15 protein-coding genes and 2 pseudogenes are annotated in these 16690 nt (G+C 59.0%); 3 read left to right on the forward strand and 14 right to left on the reverse strand.

Going from position 1 to position 16690, the window contains the following annotated elements; all coding sequences use genetic code 11:
- From KGB29_RS06550 to KGB29_RS06575, 6 genes and pseudogenes are all read right to left on the reverse strand, one after another.
- Positions 1–260, reverse strand: a pseudogene (locus KGB29_RS06550) (hypothetical protein); the annotation flags it as partial.
- Entirely contained in the window at positions 257–1066 is an 810-nt protein-coding gene (locus KGB29_RS06555) for an SDR family oxidoreductase (protein ID WP_150813188.1), read from the reverse strand. The gene KGB29_RS06555 and the pseudogene KGB29_RS06550, both read right to left, overlap by 4 nt.
- A complete protein-coding gene (locus KGB29_RS06560; RefSeq protein ID WP_090455124.1) occupies positions 1053–1727 on the reverse strand; it encodes a TenA family transcriptional regulator in 675 nt (224 codons plus the stop codon). Before KGB29_RS06560 ends, KGB29_RS06555 begins: the two co-directional genes overlap by 14 nt.
- Positions 1724–3205, reverse strand: a complete 1482-nt coding sequence (locus KGB29_RS06565; protein ID WP_150813189.1) for an AMP-binding protein — start codon at positions 3203–3205, stop codon at positions 1724–1726. Before KGB29_RS06565 ends, KGB29_RS06560 begins: the two co-directional genes overlap by 4 nt.
- Positions 3195–3872: a thermostable hemolysin gene (locus tag KGB29_RS06570; RefSeq protein ID WP_150813190.1), complete on the reverse strand. Its 678-nt coding sequence runs from the start codon at positions 3870–3872 to the stop codon at positions 3195–3197. Before KGB29_RS06570 ends, KGB29_RS06565 begins: the two co-directional genes overlap by 11 nt.
- 205 nt (positions 3873–4077) lie before the next feature.
- Positions 4078–4269, reverse strand: a pseudogene (locus KGB29_RS06575) (LysR substrate-binding domain-containing protein); the annotation flags it as partial.
- A 386-nt stretch (positions 4270–4655) separates the two neighbouring features.
- Between KGB29_RS06575 and KGB29_RS06580 the strand changes: the two are divergent.
- Positions 4656–7580: a multicopper oxidase domain-containing protein gene (locus tag KGB29_RS06580; protein ID WP_223616258.1), complete on the forward strand. Its 2925-nt coding sequence runs from the start codon at positions 4656–4658 to the stop codon at positions 7578–7580.
- Between the two features lie 268 nt (positions 7581–7848).
- On the opposite strand, the gene KGB29_RS06585 is transcribed toward KGB29_RS06580, so the two are convergent.
- The 8 genes from KGB29_RS06585 to KGB29_RS06620 all read right to left on the reverse strand — a co-directional run bounded on the left by KGB29_RS06585 (position 7849) and on the right by KGB29_RS06620 (position 14954).
- Positions 7849–9354, reverse strand: coding sequence for a multiheme c-type cytochrome (locus KGB29_RS06585; RefSeq protein ID WP_057714892.1), 1506 nt, complete (start codon positions 9352–9354; stop codon positions 7849–7851).
- Positions 9355–9765: 411 nt separating this feature from the next.
- Entirely contained in the window at positions 9766–10224 is a 459-nt protein-coding gene (locus tag KGB29_RS06590; protein ID WP_057714893.1) for a MarR family winged helix-turn-helix transcriptional regulator, read from the reverse strand.
- Between the two features lie 127 nt (positions 10225–10351).
- The gene (locus tag KGB29_RS06595) at positions 10352–10804 is read right to left on the reverse strand and encodes an Ohr family peroxiredoxin (RefSeq protein WP_057714894.1); all 453 of its coding nucleotides are present in this window, start codon (positions 10802–10804) and stop codon (positions 10352–10354) included.
- 78 nt (positions 10805–10882) lie between these two features.
- Entirely contained in the window at positions 10883–11323 is a 441-nt protein-coding gene (locus KGB29_RS06600) for an Ohr family peroxiredoxin (RefSeq protein WP_150813192.1), read from the reverse strand.
- A 271-nt stretch (positions 11324–11594) separates the two neighbouring features.
- Positions 11595–11801 (reverse strand): hypothetical protein, encoded by a 207-nt coding sequence (locus KGB29_RS06605; RefSeq protein WP_150813193.1) that lies wholly within the window; start codon positions 11799–11801, stop codon positions 11595–11597.
- Positions 11802–11919: 118 nt separating this feature from the next.
- Complete coding sequence (locus tag KGB29_RS06610) at positions 11920–12540, reverse strand: hypothetical protein (RefSeq protein WP_150813255.1); 621 nt, start codon at positions 12538–12540, stop codon at positions 11920–11922.
- A 650-nt stretch (positions 12541–13190) separates the two neighbouring features.
- A complete protein-coding gene (locus tag KGB29_RS06615) occupies positions 13191–13886 on the reverse strand; it encodes a tRNA (adenine(22)-N(1))-methyltransferase (RefSeq protein ID WP_305734407.1) in 696 nt (231 codons plus the stop codon).
- 111 nt (positions 13887–13997) lie between these two features.
- A complete protein-coding gene (locus tag KGB29_RS06620; protein ID WP_150813194.1) occupies positions 13998–14954 on the reverse strand; it encodes a threonine dehydratase in 957 nt (318 codons plus the stop codon).
- A gap of 96 nt (positions 14955–15050) precedes the next feature.
- On the opposite strand from KGB29_RS06620, the gene KGB29_RS06625 reads away from it, so the two are divergent.
- Entirely contained in the window at positions 15051–15929 is an 879-nt protein-coding gene (locus KGB29_RS06625) for a helix-turn-helix transcriptional regulator (RefSeq protein ID WP_223508009.1), read from the forward strand.
- A gap of 119 nt (positions 15930–16048) precedes the next feature.
- Positions 16049–16663: a DUF4157 domain-containing protein gene (locus tag KGB29_RS06630; protein ID WP_371319466.1), complete on the forward strand. Its 615-nt coding sequence runs from the start codon at positions 16049–16051 to the stop codon at positions 16661–16663.
- The last annotated feature ends 27 nt before the right edge of the window (positions 16664–16690 follow it).

Consider the following 16690-nt stretch of genomic DNA (forward strand, 5'->3'; position numbering starts at 1 on the left):
CCCTGTGCGCCCGCCCAGCTACTGGTGACGATGCCAGACCAGATCCAGGCCTCAGCCACCGTTGGGCGCTCCTGCTTGAAACTCGAAGCCTGAGCGGCCAGCTTTTCAAAAGCCGCGGTCCGTTGCCCCTCGGGCAACTCGTATTGAATGTGCGCCCAGCTTTGCTGGATACCGTTGAGGCGCTGCTGGTCGGCGGGGTCCAGCGCCCAGACGCTCTGGCTCATTGCGCCAAGCAGTAGGCAAGCGATGATCTTTCTCATGGTTTGACATTCTCCTGGTCGGGTTTCTGGCTCAGGCGGCGGATCAGGGGCAATTGTTTGCGCAACCCACGGTCCACCAGATGGGGCAAAAAGCTGTTCAGGCGTACAAAAAAACGTTCGGGCCAGCCCAGGTACAAGTCGCGACGGTCACCGGCAATGGCGTGAATCACTGCGGCCGCCACGGCTTGCGGATCGTCGACATTGGTCTTGAGCGCATCATTCAGCGCCTGGGCCGCCGGGCTGTTCATGCTGGTACGGGTCGCTCGCGGGGCGACGTAAAGCACACTGACCCGAGTGTCGGCCAGCTCCCGGCGCAGGGCCTCAGAGAACCCGCGCAGGGCAAACTTGGTGGCGCAGTAACTGGCGTAGCCGGGGTAGCCGATGGAGCCATAGGTCGAGCCGACGTTTACCACCATGGCACTGGCGGCTTGCTTTAGCTGCGGCAACAAAAGTTTTGTCAGGCACATGGGCGCACTGATGTTCACCGCGAGCATCGAATTGATCTCGCTGTCGTCCAGCTGTTCGAGCATGGCGAAATGATTGACCCCGGCGGCATTGATCAGCAGGTTGATGCCACCGATGCCCTGGGCCTGCGCCAACACCTGACGGCGGTCGGAGAGCAACGTCAGGTCCGCACGGACCCAACTCAGGTTACCGGGATAACGCTCAAGCAGCGGCACCAACGGTTCCCGATGCCGAGCCACGGCCAGCACCTGGGCACCACTGGCGCACAGTGCGGTGGCAATGGCCAGGCCGATGCCGCCGCTGGCACCGGTCAACACGACGCGAGCTTCAGACAGGCGCATGCAGATTCTCCCCGTTACGCGGCAAGCCACGAAACATATCGGTGTAGAGCCGGTACACCACTTTGGAGGCGTGAATGACGGCGGCCTGGTCGCCCGGGTCATCCAGACGGTTCATCAGTCGACGGTAGGTCTGCATATGTTCGATATCCAGTGAGCCGTGGGAACTGAGGTAGCTGAAGGCGCTTTCCGGCAAGTCCAGGCGCCGGCGAATGCTGCCGGCGGCGTGTGTGGCCAAGGCGATGCTCGTGCCTTCAAGTACGTTGACCATGCCGAACAGACCCACCGGATTGTCCCTGGCAATCAGATCGTAAAGGAAGCTGACCATCAATTCGATCGGCAATGACGGGCGTCCATCCCGTACAGCGGCTCTGTCACCGCCGCAGGCTTCAATATCATTGAGTACCCATTGTTCGTGGCCGTATTCGTCCTCGATGTATTCACATACCGCTTCGCGCAGCCATTCCAGACGTGATGCCAACCGCGCACCACAGGCCATCATCAACGGCACGGTATGGCGCACGTGGTAATAGGCCTGAGCCAGAAAGGCCCGGTAACTTTCCAGGCTGACGTCGCCCTCCAGCGCATCACGGATGATCGGCAGGTTGAACAACTCAATGCGTTCTTGCTCAGTGGCTTTTTGCAACGTGTCAAAAAAACTCATGGTGCGGATTCCTCGGAAAATGCAGATTCGCTCAATTGCCCCCGGTAGCGTTCGACGATGGCGTCACGGCGGGGCCGGCCATTGGCGGTGAGCAAGCCGTTGGTGGCAGTGAAGGGTTGGTCGAGCCGGCTCCAGTGGTGGACCTGGGCGTACTCGGGCAAAGCCTCGTTGGCCTGGGCCACGGCGGCGGCCAGTTGTTCGTCGGTGCAGTCCGGGCGATGGGGCCAGAGCAGTGCATGGTTATGGGGCATGGCCTCGCCATAGACGAAGGCCTGGGCGACAGGCCCGCGCTGGGTCAATTCGGCTTCCACCCACTCGGGGTTCACGTTGCGCCCGAAACTGGTGACGAACTGATGTTTCTTGCGTCCCTTGAGGTAGAGAAAACCCTCGGCGTCGAACTCGCCGAGATCACCGCTGGGCCACCACTGGGCGGTGTGCGGTGCCTCTCCCAGATAGCCCAGCAAGGTTGAACCCTTGATCAGCACTTCGCCGTCCTCCGCCAGGCGAATCTCCACATGGGGCAATGGCCGTCCGACACTGCCGGGGCGCCGTGCTTGCGGGCGATTGAGGCACACGACCGACGCGCACTCCGACAGCCCGTAACCTTCATAGACGGGTATGCGCACGCGTTGGGCACGATGCAGTAGATCCTCGCTGACCCGGGCACCACCCACGGCGGTGAAACGCAGGTGCTGTGGGTCGAAAGCCTTTTGCTCGGCAGCGTTGACCAGCATCAGCAACAACTGCGGTACCAGAACCAGACTCTGGGGCGATCGGCTGGCCAGGCAACTCAACAATGTCGGCACATCCACACCGCTGGCGCCTTCAATTCCCAGGGTTTTCGGGTCGGGCAGGCTCAAGGTAGCGCCGGCATACAGTGCGGCGTAACAACCGATGTTCTCCAGCAAAATGGCCAGCGGCAGCAGCGCCATGTGGTGTTGCGGATCGGTGGGCTTGCTGGCCAGGTGCAACTCGTGAGCGACCCGCAGAATGCTGTCGGCACTCAAGCACACGCCCTTGGGTGTACCTGTGGTGCCCGAGGTGAAGGTCAACTTGGCAGTGCCTTCAAGCATCCGGTTCGGGCCATTGAACGTGCGGTGCCAGAACTCGCCGCACTTCTGATACCCGGTCGCCAGCAGTTCGTCGTGCAATTGCGGCTCGGCAATGACGAGCTCGGCCTGGCTTTGCTCCAGGCAATGCCTGCGTTGCGCCGGACTGAAAAAAGGCGGCAAGGCTACACAGGTCAAACCCTCGAACAACGCGGCCAGGTCCCAAAGCAGAGCTTCGACGCCATTGTCCAGCGCTAGGGCGACCACCCTGACCCGTTCATCGCGCAGGCGCTGCTGGCGAAAAATGACCTCGGCATACAGCGTGGCGTAGTCCAGCTTCAGATGATCGCCCCACAACGCAATGGCGTTGGTTTTTTGCTCAGCATGATTACGCAGGGTCTGTTTGAAACGCTCCATTTCAGGCGACATGGCAGGCCCCTTCAATAGAGGTCGGCAAGCCCAGGCGACTGAACAGGCCAATGTTGCGCAAATGAATGAAACCGGAGCGAACATTGCCGAAATGAACCCACGGTTTGCTTTCGTAGTAACTGCCCCAGGCGTGGCGGTCCTCGCCCAGACGCGCCGGGTCGGCAGCACACAGGGTCACGGGCTTCAAGCCAAGGCGGTGAAAGCTATTGACCAGCCCCAGGTTCCCGGTGAAGGCAACCCATTCCAGCCCCCCCATGGCCAGCAGGTAGGTCATCGCGATGATGCTCATCCGTGCGCTGCCGGTGTCGCTGGCAGCCAGATTGCCTACCTCTACGATGGCTGAGCGGCTTACGGTCTGGTCGGCCGCGGCACTGATCAGCGGATCGATCGCATCGTCCAGGTAACCTTCCAGGAACAGCGGTCCGCTGCGCGCCAGACGCACGCCAATCACCGCGCAAAGCGCGCCGGACGCCTCGCTCATGCCAAACAGCTCCGGCATGAAGTGGCGAATATCGGCACCGTGGGCCTTACGAAAGCGTTGCTGGATAAAGGCTTCGAAGGCGCTTCGTTGCGGAGCGTCCGGCAAGGCCCTGACGAGATACATCTGCTGCGCTTCGGTCAGGCCAAAGTGCAGCGGCAACTGAACGTTCCAGTTGAAATCGGACATTGAAAACATCTCCCCCGGATCAATTGGGGAGAAGTATCAAAGGCATTTCTTAACGAAGTCTGAAGGTGAAAAAACGATTGTCGCCTTGGGTAACAGTCCGTGATGACATGCCATGGCCTGCTTCAGGAACGGACTTAGGCCAACAAATACGGGGTTTAACCGGAGCCCCCGACTGGCTGGCCACAGTTACTCATGGCGCGGACGCTTATGCGCCTTCCAGTTGATCGCGCAAAAACTCGATGAACCGCTGGGTTTTCGCCGGCAACAGGCGCGTCTCGGTCAGCGCATACACTGAAACCGAAGTGGCGTGCCATTGAGGCAAGACCTTAAGCAGCTTTCCATTGATCAGGTCTTGCTCAGCGATGCCCTCAGGCAGCAAAACGATACCCAGGTCCAGTGGTCAGTATCCCTGCCCTCACGCACTAGTCACTTCTGCCAACAGCGGCCGCCGATGAAGTCGGGACGAATGAAAGCAGCCGGTCATCGATACATTCAGAAAACAGCCACTTCTCCTGGCCCAGACGCCCCGCACAATCGCACCCTTTATTGGGGGATATTCCCCGTCATCGGGGTATTCATCCTGGCTGCTCATACGCCAGTTTGAAGCCCGCGGACAAGGGGAGCGTGGCGTAGAGCCATTAGTCACCTCCTGTCACTTTCGGCGGGAAATTTGCATCGTTCCCATCCCGGCTCGAAATCAAACGTTTCGCCAGCCGGGCCAGGAGCCGTGGCTCGTTGCTCATCTATTGCCACGCTCCGAGGAACCCGTCAGAGGTGTTTGCGATGAAACAGGACACCGGAAGGTTGAATCCTAGTCTTTTGTCCAAAACCAGGCTGGCGCTGAGTATCTCTGCTGCCGCGATCATGTTGGGGCTGGGCTTGTCCCAGACCCAGGCAGTCCCCCTCGACAACACCGATCCCCCGCCTCCTACCGACCCATCGGCGTTCACCAATCCGCCCGCCGACCCCAATGCCGCATTGAGGGACTTGCTCAAGCAGCCTCCCGCAAACGTCGGCGCCTTCGACTTACCCAATGGTGTGGCCGGTAACCGCCAGACCCCCTTGGTCGACAATGTGCTGCCACCCGATCTGCAACCCAGCTTCAATATCCCCACCAACGGTAATGCCAGCCCGGTGTTCGGGGTTCAACCGTTCACACAGAAGCTTGAGCTTTTCGAGGACTTCGGCTCGAACAAACTGGATGCGGCCGACCCTCCATCACCTGTTCCGTTTCCGGTTCCGACGCTGGGGCCCGCACCGGCGCAGGATCCCTTGAAGGTGGCGCGTAGCGGCCCGTCGCCGGCTGCGCTGGATGCCTTTCTCAGGCAGCCAGCTTTGACGCCCTTCCCGACAGAGTTCTCCAATGTACTGGACCGCAACCCGTGGAAGGCGCAGATCGAGGATTTCCTCAATCGCCGAGTCGATTCGCCCGCAGAAGGCCGGCCACCGGGAAAAGGTTGGTCGCACCAGCGTTTCAATGAGTTTTTCCCGCGCAACGCCTTCAAGACTGTGCAAGCAGGCGCGCACGTCAACAGCGGCTTACGAGATCGTATGCAACGGCATAACTACGCCGTGGGGGAATTTGCGCCAGGCGGGCTCTATCACAACACCAGCGGCAACCCGGCCAACGAGGGCACAACCAAGGGCATACAAGTGCAATTTCACGACAACTTCCCTGTCCAGGACCATAATGCGCTGTGGACATTCGACGGCACCTTTCCGCCCAAACTGCTGCAAGTACGCTATGGCCAGGCGATGCTGATGCGTCATTACGATGCCTTGCCCATTGACCCATCGGCCAACCGGGGCTTTGGCCTGCACACCATCTCCACCCACGAGCATAACGGCCACTCGCCCGCGGAAAGCGATGGCTTTGCCAACGCGTTCTTCTTCCCGGGCCAGTACTACGACTACCGTTGGCCGATCCAGTTGGCCGGTTACGACAGCATCAATACCAGCGCTCAGGATCCGCGTGCGGCGTTCCCGTGCGACCCCGGTGAAAAGCTTTTCGTCAACGACGCCAACCCCGGCTTCAAGACTTGCGACCGCGGCACCATCAAGATCCGTGGCGACTGGCGCGAAACCATGAGCACCCACTGGTTCCACGACCACATGCTCGATTTCACCGCGCAGAATGTCTACAAGGGCAATGCCACGATGATGAACTACTACAGCGCCGTGGATCGTGGCAACGAGTCGGTCGACGACGGGGTCAACCTGCGCCTGCCCAGCGGTTCGGGGCTGGGGTGGGGTAACCGCGACTATGACGTCAACCTGACGATCGCCGACAAGGCCTGGGACAAGGCCGGCCAGTTGTGGTTCAACCCCTTCAATACCGACGGTTTTCTCGGTGATCAGGTCCTGACCAACTGGGAGTACAAGCCCTTCCTGGACGTGCGTGCCCGCCGCTACCGTTTGCGCATTCTCAACGGATCGGTTTCTCGCTACTTCAAGCTGGCGTTGGTGCGTCAGGTCAATGGTAATGGTGGCGAGTTTCCTGGCCCGAAAAGCTCCGGGGTTTCATACAACCGGGTGCCGTTCCACATGATTGCCAACGACGGCAATATCATGGAGCACGCGGTGCCGTTCGATGGCAGCCTGGACCTCGATGGCGACGGCGACACACAGGACCACAATGCCATTTTGCCGATACAGGGCATTGCCGAACGCTATGACATCGTCGTCGACTTCGCGAAAAACGGCATCAAGCCAGGCGACAGGATTTTCTTCGTCAACATCGAGGAGCATGAAAACGGCAAGCGTCCCGAACGTGACATTCCATTGGCGGATGTACTCTCCGGGAAGTACCTGCCCGTTGTCAGGCAAACCAGCCACGGGCCACAGTGGGTCAACGGTGACCCGGGCGTGGGCGTGTTCATGCAACTGAACGTCCAGCCTTACACCGGCCAGGATGTCAGCATGAATCCGGTCGACTTCGAGCCCGCCAAGCCTGGCAAGCCCGAGGGCAAGTTCATGATCCCCCTGCCCTTGCACCGTGATGACCCTGCCGATATCGCCCGGCTTGCCCAGGCGCGGCACCGCACCTTTATCTTTGGCCGCTCCAACGGCACGGATTTCAAGCCCTGGACAATCAAGACCGATGGCGGCGAAGGTTTCAACATGGACCCGCGCCGGATTTCAGCCGCGCCACAACTGGCCACTGGCCCGACACCGGCAGGGTTCAAGGGTGAAGGCACGCTGGAAATCTGGAAGATCGAAAACGGCGGCAACGGCTGGAGTCACCCGGTGCATGTGCACTTCGAGGAAGGGATCATTCTCACTCGAGGTGGCAAGACTCCACCCGAATGGGAAAAAGGGGCGCGCAAAGATATCTACAATATAGGTCGTCATCCTGAGAGCCTCGACAATGTCGAAATGGCCATCCGCATCCGTGAGTTTGCCGGTACCTACATGGAGCACTGCCACAACACACAGCATGAGGACACGTCGATGCTGCTGCGCTGGGACTCTGAGCACCCGGGCCAGTTCCAATTGATGCCCACTCCATTGCCAAGCTGGGACGGCGTGAGATTCGTGGCCTCGGTTGCGTTACCGACATTCCGTACGGGAGATGGTGTGGGGCCACAGGTCGAGGTCGACAATAACCAGGAAGATGGCAGCGGTAGCGGTAGCAGCGGCAGCGGTAGTAGCGGCAGCAGTAGCGGTAGCGGTAGTAGCGGCAGCGGTGTTAGCGGAGGCAAAGGCTAGCGTCGTCTCTGCTCAACTACCTGAGCAATGCGGTGAAGTTGACCGAGCGTGGGCACATCCTGGTTAAGGTGTGCCTGCGTCAGGCCCGCTTGAAAGTCGACGGTGTGGACATGGTTGGCAGACTCCGACGGGTACTGGGCCGGCACAGTCTGCATGTTGATTTGCTGCACAGTTACCAGCCCCACAAGAGCCACTTGCTACAACGCGAGTTACTGGATGCAGTAGCTGTCCGTGACGCGATACCTGTTCGACGATGGTAATGACATGTTCATTCTTTGTAGTAAGCGCTAGCGTCGTCGAGTTTCAACTTCGCGGGTACCACTCGCTTCGCCGTATCGGATCCGGTCGACAGGGGTACGCTCTGCGTGACATTGGCCATCCGGGTGATTTCCACCTGCAGCTTATCCTTGCCGAGCAGGTAGTCGGCCAGCTTCTGGGAAAACGGCCAGTAGTTCAGATCGGCTGTCAGGGTCAGCGGTCCGACGGCGTCGGCCGGCACCAGGAAGGAGAACTCCCCGATATTGTAGCCCTTGGGCAGAATGCGATTGTCCGAGAGTATCTGCGTGGCATTCCAGACCTCGACGTCCAACGGATTGCCGTTCTTGTCGCCTATGTGCACTTTGAAATTTCGCGTGTTGACTTCAGTCTTGCCGTCCTTGATCGAACCCAGGCGATAGAGCTCGCGACCACTGGCATCCTGCACCCGAAAATCGATCCACATCTCCCGCCCCTCGGGAAAGCCGGTTGGCAGCTTGTGCCCTGCGCCGACGTTGGTCACTTTGACGGCTACCGAGGCGTATTGTCCGGGAATGATGGCGGCCGGCAGTTGCTGGAACGTTATTTGCGCCGCGCGCGCGAGCATGTCGCGTGCGCGTTGCGCGCCCTCCTCCTGACCAAGGTGCTTGAGCATCGTCGCGTTGGCTCCGCTGAACCAATGCGAGGCGACCTCCTTACGGTCCGGCCCCATGATCGCGGCCTTGCCCGCAAAGCCCGGCATGTGGCAACTCTGGCAGGTCACATTGTTAAGGCTGTAGGTGCTCTCCTGCCATTCGTCATAAGTGCGCTCCACCGCCACGCTGCTGAACGGGTGCGTGACGTTGTGGCAGGTGCCGCAAAAGTCCGAGCGCGTGTGCAGAGCGGAATACACGGTGTCGTGATAAGGCGAAACGGCATCCTTGCGCGGGCCGAACTTGGTCGGTTTGCCGTGCGCTCGCGGGCTCAGAACATAGGCGCCGTTATCGAGGCCCGTGCGGGCACTGATGTTGTGGCAGGTGTCGCAATCGACCCCGGGCATCGGATGATTCTTCGCACTGTCTTCAATCGAGGAGCGGTTGACTTGCGAAGTGATCTGCCCGGTGGTGAGACCGATCGGGGTATGGCAGCCGGTGCAGAAGTTATCGACCTTGCCCTCGGTGGCCGCACTCGCACGCTTGAGCAAGGCCCGATAGATGGGCTCATCCCAGGCCTGGGACATCATCGACGAGCGCCACTGCCTGTAGATCTCCGTATGGCAAGCGCCACAGACCTGGGCATTGTCGAAGTCCTTCACATTCAAGACCAGGTTGCCGGTGGTATTGGCCCGATGCGGAAAGAACGGCATCGCGCCAATCACATGCATGAGCCTGGAGCGTGCCGGCTCCAGCCACTTCTCATTGTTTTGATTGTCATCGCCCTGAAGTTCGTCAGCCGCCACCAGCGTTACCGTCAGCAGGCAGGTTAGAAAGCACAACCGGTGCAGTGCTACCTGCGCACACGTATGTCTGGAGTGGCTCATAAGCATTTCCCCTGGACGGTTGCAGAGGATGACTGCAGTACTTCTATTGAGTAAGCCCGGTATTGAGAAGCCAGGGCTACTTCGTGATGCAAACCGATGGCTACAGGCAATCACTCAATGGAGTACTGACAGCTCCACAGCATCCCGGCCCTGCACCTTGCATGAACGGGACAAGCTCACTCAGCAATTACTCTGCCAGCGTTGTATAAAATAGGCGCGGTGACCTGAAAGATCCGCAAACATTGGCCAGCGATTGAAGTAACCGGTTAATGAACATGCGAATACCGCTGAGCAATAGCCCCCATTAGTGGGGGGCTCACTCCGAATCGGGGGGTGTCAGACGGGAGGGCCAGGGTTTCTCTGCGGGGTGCGCCTCGCAAATCCGGGGCCACTCACTTTACTCGATACGACTTACTCTCTGTCCTTGGTCGATCGAATGAGATTGCCCCGTAACTTCACAATGGCCTTCTGCATCTGCACGAAGTCGTCGGGATCAAGACCGGTTTGCGGGAAGCCGTCTTCGGTGAGACCTTCGCGCAGTTTTCGCCCCTCTTTGGTCAGACTGATCCGCACCTGGCGTTCGTCTTCCGGGTCGCGCTGGCGCATTAAATAACCCATCGCTTCCAACTTCTTCAGGATCGGCGTGAGGGTATTGGATTCGAGAAACAGCTTTTCGCCGAGGCTGCCAACGGTCTGGTTGTCTTCCTCCCACAGCGCAACGAGGGTGATGTATTGCGTATAGGTCAGGCCGAGCCGTTCGAGCATCGGCTTGTAGGCCTTGCCGAAGGCCAGGTTGGTGGAATAGACCGCAAAACACAGGAAGTCGGTGAGTTTGAGATCCAGGGCGGATGTCTTGTCGGTGTTTTTCATGGGCGTTCTCCTGGCTCAATCTTGCGAGACCGAAACTATACGTCGTACGCGATGGTATCGGAAGTGCGTATAAACGCCGACGGCCAGCTCACCGGGGAAATCCCCAGTGAGCTGGCCGTGCAGTGGGTTAAGCCGTCAGGACGTTGATGTCGACATCAATGTTGCCGCGTGTGGCCTTGGAGTAAGGGCAGATCGCATCGGCGTTGTGGGCCAACTCGGTCGCCACCCCCTGGTCCAGCCCCGGCACCCGCAAGGTCAGTCGGGCCTGGAGGAAGTAAGCCGCGCCGGTCTGGCCCAGGTCCACTTCAATGTCGACGGCGGTGTCGGTCGGCAGTGTCACCTTCATCTGTTGGGCGGCCAGCCCCACCGCTGCGATGTAGCAGGCCGACCACGCTCCGGCGAACAGTTGCTCGGCTTTCGGGTGCGGCTGGACGGCGGTGAGCACGTGTGCCGGTGTATCGCTGCCGGGGGACGACAGCACGATATCGAGGTTGCCGTTATGACCGCGCGAGGTGTTGCCCGCGCTGTTATGAGTGGTGTGGGTTTTGCCGCTGGCCAGTACTTTTTCGATCTTGCTCATGATGATTCCCTCAGGATTACAGTGAGTTATGTTCGTGCGCGCTTTTATCGCATGCGATGTTAGTGACGCATCCAGGCATCACGCCGTAATCACGTTCAGGGCAACGTCGATATTGCCGCGTGTGGCTTTGGAGTAAGGGCAGATGGAGTCGGCAATGTGCGCCAGTTCGGTCGCGACATCGTGTGCCAGCCCTGGCACTCGCAGGGTCAGTCGGGCCTGAAGGAAATAGGCCAGACCAGTCTGGCCCAGGTCCACTTCGATGTCGACGGCCATATCCGTCGGCAACACGATATTGCGCTCCTGGGCCACCAGCCCCACTGCCGCGGTGTAGCAGGCAGACCAGGCACCGGCAAACAGTTGCTCGGCTTTCGGGTGCGGCTGTGTAGCGGTAAAGACGTGGGCCGGCTGGGCGGAACCCGGTGACGACAGTTCGATATCGAGGTTGCCGTTGTGACCGCCGACACCGCTGTGGGTGGTGTGGGTTTTGCCGGTTGCCAGTACTTTTTCGATCTTGCTCATGGGGACTTCCTCAGGACTTGATATTTCGTGCGATTATATCGCATGCGATATCAGTGATATTTAAAAAGACAACGTTCATCAATTGGCGTGTGCAATGATCCAGTTGTTGCCGTTTTGGCCATGGGAAGCGTGAGCGGTTGAGATAAACATTGTGCGGCGGCTTCCGGTGTTCATGGCTGAGTCTCCAAACGGCAGGGGGTGTCATTACTTTTAATCGCTACCGATTAGATCGTATGCGATGGATGAATATTCAACCAAAGCCCCAATGATGTCAAAGTTTATTTTGTGCCTTGCCGATGAGCGGTAGACGCGAGATCAACCTCGCTACCCTCTCCCTTGCGGAAAGGATGATGGGCTTCTCACCGTCCGGCCCTCCGGAGCCCCCGGTTACGCACATCGGATCGCTTTCACCCATGACGATCAACGCTTTGGCGCTGAAGTGAAATGGACGTTTTTCACTCGAAAAAAAACCGGCCATTCGAGCCGGTTCTTTGATTTCCTGAGACCCACACACAAAAAACCCCCTCACAAGGAGGGGGTCTGATGTTTGAAAGGTTCAGACAGGTTCACCCGTCTTTTCCTGGAGCCTCGTCAGTTCAGCGCAGCGCAGGAATACCCGCAAACAACCACGAAGTTTCTTGAACCGGAGTTGCTTCGTTGCGCTTACGCGCCCACTGGGTCAGCGCCACCATCATCGCAAAGCCGAGCACGATCAACACCGGATAGGCCATCAGCAACTCGGTGAGCGAATACTTCCAGGCCAGCGGTCGACCGACACCGAGCATGGCGGCATACAACCAGGACACGCCCGACAGTGCGCCAGAGAACAGGGCAAACATTCGCACATTGATCTGTAGATCAAGCAGCGAACCGGCCTTCAGCATTGCCGGCAATACATAGCGGTGCAACAACATGCCGTTGAACGTCAGCAACAATACAATAATAACTTTTGCTTGAAGTTTCGGATTGGCAAAATAGGTCATGCCTTTTTCAAGGTAATCAATACCTATAATCGCAGCTCCGGTGAACCACAAGAAGATCAACGCATTGGAAACAGACTTCTGAAGACTGGCCATATGTTCATTATCGTGCCCCGACGACACGCGACCTTTCAATAAGTCCTTTACCATTGCCGCGTCGCTGGCAAACACCAGGCCAATAGCTACGCAGCAAGCCAACAGGTGAACGTACACAACGCCTAAACGCAAAAACTCCATGGATTCTTTCTGGCCGATCAGGCCGATAATTGTACTAATATCCAAGATTACATCTCCACTTATTGCGGCAGTGCAAATTGACCATGCCCCAGGCATGCGAATTAATTAATTAATTGCGCCTGCACGATCAAGTTCGCATTGATTGAATCAACTAAATAATTTGGTATTACAAGAGAGAGCGACTCGCCCAGCAAGTCAGTGATGACGACATACTATCACTCCAGGTCTCAGGTAAAAAAAATCCCCATGCGCATTCCATTCAATGCAGATGAGGTATACGTCCATTTTATTAGTGAGTGCAGCGCGAACTATCAAAGGATCCGCCTGCCGGTAAATCAGAGCGAAGCATATCAAAATCGTTCACTTTTTGAGCAGTACGCTCGACAAACGGTACTAAATTCAACACCTGGAGGTACCTGTTTTCCTGGCTGAAACCTGCATAGCTACGGTGCTGAATCGATTCTCTTAGCATACCGAAAAAAAACCCGCTATTGCGCTGAACTTTCGTCGCCAGCCCCGACCAATGGCGAAAATTGCCTACTGGTCACCGGCAAATTCGAGTCGCCTGAAGGGGCCGTCGACGCGTCTCGCTCGACTCAGCCACACCCACGCTGAATCGAGGTTCTTTTTGGGCGGTGCCCCAGGCTTGCTCAAGCCAGCAATTGGGTGATCCACCGGGCCTGCCGAGCGATGTCCTGCACCGTCTCCTCGGGCACGGCCTGCTGCGCCAGGGCAAAGTGGCTCAGGGTCTTCTGTTTCTGGCGCAACTTGCGCTGCCACTTGACCAGGAACGCCGGGCTGCGGGTCTGCATCTGCAACGGGCCAAAGTACAGCTCCTGGGCGGTGTAGATCACCGGCCCTGCGCGTTCGGCGACGATGATTTCGTAGTCGAAACGATTTTCCCGCAGCACTTCTTCGCAGAGGATGCGATAGCCATTGTCCATCAGCCATTGGCGCAGTGGCTGCTCGCCGCCATTGGGCTGCAGGATCAGGCGCTCCTGACCGCTCAGGTACGCCTTGCCACTGTCGAGGATGTCACGGATGGTTTCGCCGCCCATGCCGCAGATGCTGACCGCTGTAATTCCGTCTCCCGGCTCGATCGCCGCCAGGCCGTTGGCCAGGCGCACGGTGACTTGCGAGTCCAGGCCGTTCTCGCGCACGGTGCGGTTGGCCGCGTGGAACGGCGTCAAGGCCACCTCGCCGGCCACTGCCGCCGCGATGGCGCCACGGCGCATCAAGGCCACCGGCAGGTAGCCGTGATCCGAGCCGATATCGGCCAGGCGCGCACCGGCTGGCACATAGGCGGCAACGCGCTCCAGGCGCATGGACAATGTCTGTTCGTTCAACTGCGGCCCCTTTTCACCACTAACGTCCGGCGACTTGGGCCGGATCGGGGCGTGATTCTGTCGAGCAATGCCGTGCATTTCAAATTTATGTGACCAGGGTCATGGCCCTTTTCACGCAATCACTTGCGCATACACCGATCTGTCGACGTTGCCACCGGAGAGAATCACCCCCACCCTTCTTCCCGACATGGCTTCACGCTCCGAGATAAGCGCTGCCAACGCCGACGCACCGGCCCCTTCGGCAAGGTTATGGGTATCGGTGTAATACACGCGCATGGCTTCGGCGATCTGGTCATCGCTGACCGATACGATCCGCGCAGCACCTGCCGCGTAGACGGCAAAGGCTTCAGGAATCGGCTTGCGCACGGCAAGGCCGTCGGCAAAGGTGTTGGCCGAGGCGGTTTCGCAGATTGCGCCAGCGTCAAACGATAACTGTGCAGCCGCCGCCTGCGTGGAAACCACGCCAACCACTTCGGTTTCCAGACCCAGCGCATCGCGGGCGGCGATCACCCCGCAAATCCCCGATCCACAGCCAATCGGTACATAAACGGTATCCAGGTCCGGTGCTGCGTTGAACAGCTCCAGCGCATAAGTGGCGACGCCTTTGACCAGCTCGGTGTGAAACGGCGGAACCAGGAACAGGTCATGCGCGTGGGCCAGGCGGGCCGCCTCTTCACGGGCATCATCGAAATCGCGGCCATACTCGACCACTTCAGCGCCAAAGCCGCGCATGGCGTTGTTCTTTTCTACCGAGTTACCTTCCGGCACGACGATCAACGCCTGCAAACCCAGTGTGCGAGCCGCCAGTGCCAAGCTCTGGCCATGGTTGCCGCGGGTAGCGCTGACAATGCCCTTCGCGCCCGGGTGCTCGCGCTTGAGCCAGTGCATGAACGTGATACCGCCGCGCACTTTGAAGGCACCGGTAGGCGTGTGATTTTCGTGCTTGACCCACACCGTGCAACCCAACCGCTGAGCCAGCAAGGGCCAAGGGTACTGGGCTGTGGCGGGCATGACCTGGTAAACGTGGCGAGCGGCCTGTTCGATATCGTCGCGAGTCAGTGTGTGCATGAGAGGTCCCCCTGAGGTTTTGCCCAGTCTGAACAACGGCGCAGTACTCCGGCTTTCAAAAAACTGACCTGACTTTTGTCCCCCCTCTTCACTACTATGGTGTCCATGAGTCATCGAAATCGCCCGCCGCCACCACGCTTGTCCGAACCGGTCCGTCGTATCGAGGCCGGCCCTTGGGCGATCGAATTGCTCCCCGGCTGCGCCTACGCGACCCGCTATGTCGCGACCCAGGCGGGAATCGGCTTCGCCTTCGACAGCCAGCGAGGCCTGCACGCCATCGGCAGCGACCGAATACGCCCCTTCGATGCCGTGCCCAACGGCCTGGCGTTCGTCCCCGCCGGGTGTGACGTGTTGTCCGAATCCCCCCAGGGCGGCGAATACTTGCGGGTGATTCGCACCGATGGCATGGCGTTGATGGGGGATCGTGCCTTCAACAATCGCATCGACCGGCAGGCCACCGCTCTCGCGTGGCGTATGCGCGCCGCGCTGTTGCTGTCCTCTGTGGAGGACGATTGGGAGGCCTGGGCACTGGCATTGTCCGAACGGGCGACCGGTAGCGAAGCGGTGTCGACAACACCCCATGGCTCGATAACCGGCAGCCGGATGCGCTTGCTCGATGAGTTCATCGATGCAGGCCTCGAAGACCCGTTGAGCGTGCCGGCGATGGCGGGCCTGCTTGGATTGTCCGAAGGGTATTTCATGCGGGCCTTCAAAAACGCCACCGGCAAAAGCCCGCACAGCTACCTGATCGACCGACGCCTCGCCAAGGCCCGTGCCCTGATGCGCGATTCGACCGCCACCCTGACGGAAATCGCCTACGCCTGCGGTTTCAATTCCCAGGCGCACATGGCGACCACCTTCAAGCAACGCCTTGGAGTGAGTCCGGCGCAGTTGCGTCAGTCTTTGGGGTTAGAGCAGATTGAAAGCGAATCCCACGCCAAAGCTGACCTGCTCGGCGTGGCCAAAAGAAACTGAGGAACCCAGGGAATCGAACGGTGTCGCAGCGGTCCAACACGCGGCAGCACAATGGGCGCGAGACGCCCAACGTATTGCCTGCCGACCGCCTTTGCCCATGGGAGGACCCATTGCCAGCTATTTTTTTGCGTCAAGTTTTCCGGTTAGCGATCGTGCTCTTTTGCGCTGGCACCTCGTCCTCGGTTTTCGCCTGCCCGGCCGGGCAGTATCAGGTCTGCATGGTCGCTTGTTTTTGTGCTCCAGGTTCCGAAGAGGAAGCTGGAACGATCTTCGACGACATGAACCAGATGGCGGCCTCTGGATTGCAGAACTGGATTGTGCAATCGCGCAACACCGCGGCAACCGGCGATATCCAGCCAATCCCGCTGAATATCCGGGCCCAGCTCGAACCCTACTATGACATTCAAGTGCTCGATTCGGTTCGCTACAAGGTAGGCGATGATGTGGAGCTGAACGCCGCACACACCATGCTGCAGAATCCCGATGTACGTGCGGTCACCCTTATCGACATCATCGTCTTTCGAAATCCCGAAGATGCACTTAACGATGTCGCGCTGTGGGCGCATGAGTTGAAGCACGTGCAGCAGTACCAGCAATGGGGCGATCGCGAGTTCGCCACTCGTTATACCCGTGATTACGAAGCCGTCGAGGCGCCTGCCTACGAGATTCAAGCCCAGGTAGCCAGAGCGCTACGAACCAGCCAGGCTCGGGCAGAATCGCCTCGATATCCTTGAGCAAGGGTCAAGCCTGGTCAGGTAACC

Origin of the sequence: Pseudomonas sp. BF-B-30 (assembly GCF_019956305.1) — a bacterium.
GTDB classification, from domain to species: Bacteria; Pseudomonadota; Gammaproteobacteria; order Pseudomonadales; family Pseudomonadaceae; genus Aquipseudomonas; species Aquipseudomonas jessenii.

Coding starts and splice junctions, on each gene's coding strand:
- KGB29_RS06555 (WP_150813188.1), bottom strand. CDS start 1,066: ATGCGCCTGTCTGAAGCTCGCGTCGTGTTGACCGGTGCCAGCGGCGGC.
- KGB29_RS06560 (WP_090455124.1), bottom strand. CDS start 1,727: ATGAGTTTTTTTGACACGTTGCAAAAAGCCACTGAGCAAGAACGCATT.
- KGB29_RS06565 (WP_150813189.1), bottom strand. CDS start 3,205: ATGTCGCCTGAAATGGAGCGTTTCAAACAGACCCTGCGTAATCATGCT.
- KGB29_RS06570 (WP_150813190.1), bottom strand. CDS start 3,872: ATGTCCGATTTCAACTGGAACGTTCAGTTGCCGCTGCACTTTGGCCTG.
- KGB29_RS06580 (WP_223616258.1), top strand. CDS start 4,656: ATGAAACAGGACACCGGAAGGTTGAATCCTAGTCTTTTGTCCAAAACC.
- KGB29_RS06585 (WP_057714892.1), bottom strand. CDS start 9,354: ATGAGCCACTCCAGACATACGTGTGCGCAGGTAGCACTGCACCGGTTG.
- KGB29_RS06590 (WP_057714893.1), bottom strand. CDS start 10,224: ATGAAAAACACCGACAAGACATCCGCCCTGGATCTCAAACTCACCGAC.
- KGB29_RS06595 (WP_057714894.1), bottom strand. CDS start 10,804: ATGAGCAAGATCGAAAAAGTACTGGCCAGCGGCAAAACCCACACCACT.
- KGB29_RS06600 (WP_150813192.1), bottom strand. CDS start 11,323: ATGAGCAAGATCGAAAAAGTACTGGCAACCGGCAAAACCCACACCACC.
- KGB29_RS06605 (WP_150813193.1), bottom strand. CDS start 11,801: ATGGCCGGTTTTTTTTCGAGTGAAAAACGTCCATTTCACTTCAGCGCC.
- KGB29_RS06610 (WP_150813255.1), bottom strand. CDS start 12,540: ATGGAGTTTTTGCGTTTAGGCGTTGTGTACGTTCACCTGTTGGCTTGC.
- KGB29_RS06620 (WP_150813194.1), bottom strand. CDS start 14,954: ATGCACACACTGACTCGCGACGATATCGAACAGGCCGCTCGCCACGTT.
- KGB29_RS06625 (WP_223508009.1), top strand. CDS start 15,051: ATGGTGTCCATGAGTCATCGAAATCGCCCGCCGCCACCACGCTTGTCC.